General features: G+C 58.8%; 4 protein-coding genes. All 4 read left to right on the top strand.

Annotation, left to right across the window (positions count from 1 at the left end):
* Positions 1-209: 209 nt before the first annotated feature.
* Positions 210-2447 (top strand): polymer-forming cytoskeletal protein, encoded by a 2238-nt coding sequence (locus tag Q0R23_RS13810; RefSeq protein ID WP_293913893.1) that lies wholly within the window; start codon positions 210-212, stop codon positions 2445-2447.
* Positions 2447-2899 carry a prepilin-type N-terminal cleavage/methylation domain-containing protein gene (locus tag Q0R23_RS13805; protein WP_293913891.1) on the top strand — a complete coding sequence of 151 codons (453 nt, stop codon included), beginning with the start codon at positions 2447-2449 and terminating at the stop codon, positions 2897-2899. The genes Q0R23_RS13810 and Q0R23_RS13805 overlap by 1 nt, the downstream gene beginning before the upstream one ends.
* Positions 2889-3335, top strand: a complete 447-nt coding sequence (locus Q0R23_RS13800; protein WP_293913890.1) for a prepilin-type N-terminal cleavage/methylation domain-containing protein — start codon at positions 2889-2891, stop codon at positions 3333-3335. Before Q0R23_RS13805 ends, Q0R23_RS13800 begins: the two co-directional genes overlap by 11 nt.
* Positions 3336-3346: 11 nt before the next feature.
* The coding region (locus tag Q0R23_RS13795; protein ID WP_293913888.1) for a prepilin-type N-terminal cleavage/methylation domain-containing protein at positions 3347-4009 on the top strand (663 nt) is incomplete at its 3' end.

Raw genomic sequence — 4009 nt, 5'->3', positions numbered from 1 at the left:
CCACCGATCCAGATGCTCGACAGGACCAGCAAGGCCACCGCCAGATATAGGCTCTGCTTACGCCTGTGCTGTCTGGGCGGAGCAGACCGGTATGAACCCCTGCCCAGAGCGAGGCCAGACGCCCAGGCTGGCGCTGGGACGAAGGTTTTCAAACTACCCCCCAGAAAGGTGTAAATCTTTTGTGTGAGTCTTCGCCTAGAATTGACCACATGAAACGTCGTTACACCGATGGGTTTATCCTCTACGCAACCCTCAGCCTCCTGATCCTGATCGGGCTGGTGGTCAGCACGGCACTGATCATCAGTAATCTCAACGTCCGCAGCGCCAACGACAACGTGCGTGTCAACCAGGTTCAGACGCTGGCCGAGGGCGGACTCGATGAAGCCGCCTCGAAAGTCTGGTACGGCATCTGGGGAACCACACCGACATCGTATTACCGCGTGGCCGAATACAAGAGGCTCCTGACCGATAAAGGCTGGGGTGTGGGCTACACCGAGACCTCACAGTGGGTCAATTTGTTGGGCGTCGGCGATTACCAGTACACCATCCAGCGCGTACCCGACTCTGCGGATCAGGCTGTGCATTTCGTGATGACGGCCAAGGGATTGCAGGGCAAGTTACCCGGCGGCACGGTGCGAACCGTCAAGCAGGACATCTTCGTCGGCGGCGGACTCTACAACGGCCTCGACTTCGCCGTGCTGACCAACAACGCCAACTGCGTGATGTGCCACGCCAGCGTCCAGTCTACCGAGGCGCTGGCAACCGGCGCGGCAGCCACGGCCACGGCCCCGTTCAGGCGAGCCAAGTTCGCCACCCTGGAGAGCCTGCAAACCCGTCCTGGTAAGGAAGACAGCGTGCTGGCAGGCACGTTTTACACCCGTGGCAAATGGGTTGACGATCAAGGCAAGGCGGTGACTGGCAGCACCGGCTTCCAGACCACCCAGGCTGACAACGCGGGCAACATCACCAGCACGACAAAGCAGGGCTTTACCGCCTCCGACTGCTCCACCACCACGGCCTGCCCCACCAACAAGAATTTCTACACCGGCTATCCCAAGCAAACCGGCATTGGCGCGGCCCCCTACAACGGCAAGTGGCCCGACGGCGAACTGCCCGACAGGTTTCCGCTGCCGGTGCCCGATACCAATGGCGACCGAATTATCAGCGATTCGGAGTGGAGCGACGCCGTACTCGCCAGCACCTCGCTGGCCGATCCGGACAATCAGCCGGGGTCGATCACCGGCAACATGCAAAAGGTCGCTTCCACCGGTAATGTGACAAGCTTCGGCGGTACGACCAGCCAGACGGCCAATACAGGCAACAACGGCAACCTGGTGCTGGACGGCACACTGACGACACCCATCGAAGTCAACGGTACGGTCTACGTCAACGGCGACGTCATCATTCGCGGTTTTGTCAAAGGCGACGGCAAAATCATTGCACGCGGCAACGTCTACGTGGTCGGTGACGTGAAGTACGCTTGCGGAACCGATAACCACGAGTGCAACAGCGACGACTGGAAAGACACCTCGAACATCCCCAAGTTCGCCCTCTCCGCTGTCGGCAATATCTCGATGGGTGATTTCGAAACACCGCGTTATGGTGACTGGAGCAACTCGACTGTCCTTGAAGCGGAAAATATCCAGGCTGCGACACTCAAGTCGGGCGCCAACGCAGGGCAGTCGGCCACCAATGGTGGGGAAAAGAATACAGTGCCGGGGATGGCCTGGCGCGAGGCCACCCTCTTCAACCGCTTGGAACTCAGGAAGTACATAGAATCCGGCAAAACATACGTCCCCAGGTTGTACAAATTTGCCAATAACAGTAAGGATCTGGTCTTCTGGAATGACGCCACTGATGAGGGAGCCGACAACTACGCGGACGGTAAGTATTTGCGAATTGACGCAGCCTGTGCCAGCGACGTCAGCAAGTGCCCGCAAGGCACATCTTCTGTGAAGGTAGGCAACTCGAACCCCGACGCTCCACAAACTGTCGATGTCAGTGCTGCGGATATCAAAACGTTTCTTGCTGCCGCTGCCGTCTACACTGTCGCACCCAAAACCAACTGGATCACCCGCTCCAACCTCAAGCAGATGTACCTGGATTCGGTTGAAAATAACGCCAGCAGGTCAAATGGCTCCTTCCGGTTCGATGGCCTGCTCTATAGCGCCAATGCCACGTTCGCACTGGCCAAACCCAATGCCAGCAACGGCTGCATAAGGGGCCGTACTGGTAACGGCGGCTGCTCGAAGACCAATGGCGGTGTAGAAATTCGCGGCAGCCTGATGAGCGCCGACACCGGTATCCTGGCGCCCGGCAATGGTAACCCCCCCACTGCCACCCCGTCGTTCAAGGTTTTCCACGATAACCGCCTGTCGAAATTCGTCAAACTGCGCGACACCCAGATTGCCGGTCTCTACCGCGCCGACTGGAGCCTGGAACGCTGATGCGGCGCCGCCACGCCGGATTCACGCTGCTCGAACTGATTGTCGTCATGGTCATCGTCGGCATCCTGGTCACCATCGGGTTCACCATCTACGGCGATATTCGCCAGAAGGAAGTGTTGCGCCAGGGTGCTCAGCAGTTCTCCGCCGACCTCAACAATTCCCGCTCCATCGCGCGGCGGCTGAGTCAGACGGTGCAGGTCACGGCCAACTCCGGCACGTCGACCTACACCATCACCCGGCCCATCTCCGGCACGTCAACCATGACGACCTTCACCCTGCCGGAAAACATGACCTTCACCGCGCCGCTCAGTGTCACCTTCCAGCAGCCCTACGGCTTCGCGCCCCAGTTTCTCAACTCGGATGGCCAGCAAACAACACTCACGCTGGCCAACCGTTCCATCTCGGTTGCAGTGATCGGGCTGGCAGGCAAGGTGGTCGTCCGTGAAAACTGATCAGGGCTTTACACTCATCGAAACGCTGGTCGCCATCGCCCTTACCGGCGTGCTCATCGTCATCATGAGTTACTTCTCTGGCTCGCTGCTCGACACCAGCAAGGCCAAGACTTCCACCGTGGCTCAGACCTTTTCACGCAGTTATCTCGACGTGCTGCGAACCAAGTGGAGCGTGCCAAACCAGTACAAGACAAATAGCCTGCCCAACCCCACCTCGCCAGCGCTGGAGGTCAAGCCGCCCGACGGGTATAGCTACACCACCCAGGTGCAGGACGCCAACGGCGCGGCGATTCTGAATTATACCTATTCGGCGACCACAGCACCGCAGACGAACATCGTAAACGACAGCATCCTCAAAAGAGTCCTGCTGACCGTCACCACGCCCAATGGACAGAACCTCACCTTCGCCACTCAGATTGTCAACCCACCGCAATGAGGAGAATCGTCATGCCGAATGCTGATCCCCGTGCGGGATTCACCCTGGTTGAAATGCTGATCGCCATGCTGATCGCCGGAATCCTGTTGAGTGTGCTCTACAATCTGTTCACTAACAGTCTGGACAGTGTGGGCGTGGTCAAAACCCAGAATCAACTGCTTAACGACACTCGCACTGCCGGAAATTTCGTGGGCGATACCATGAATGGCGCCGTGTATATCTACCCGCCGAATATCAGGCTGACGCTGGCTGCCGCCAACCCATACGCCACCCAGCACAACGGCACGAGCAATATCTGGACTGTCCGGACCGACCCCTTTGTGGCTGGGCTGCTGCCGCCTATCCGGCGACCAACCCCCACGTCGACTCCACCAGTCGCATGTGACCTTAACGTCCCGTATAATCCATTGTCCATTGTGAGCAGTCAGGGCAGTTGCTATAAGGTCGTCGCCTTCTACATCAAAAGCCGTGCCGATTATGTGGCAGCGGCCCCGACACTGGCCAATCCTGGCGCCGACAACACCATTCCCGCTGACGCCCAGGTGCTGATGTATTACTCGGCTTATGTCAATCCCGGCACCGACGCTGCACAACCCTGGCCCACCACCGGCTTCACTGGCCGCGCCACCCTGCTGGCTGACGGATTGACCGCCACCGGCATGAAGTTCGAGGAT

The sequence above is a fragment of the Deinococcus sp. genome (genome assembly GCF_025362455.1).
GTDB lineage: Bacteria > Deinococcota > Deinococci > Deinococcales > Deinococcaceae > Deinococcus.
Note: the sequence above shows the minus strand (reverse complement) of the source record. Positions and strands in the feature narration are given on the sequence as shown.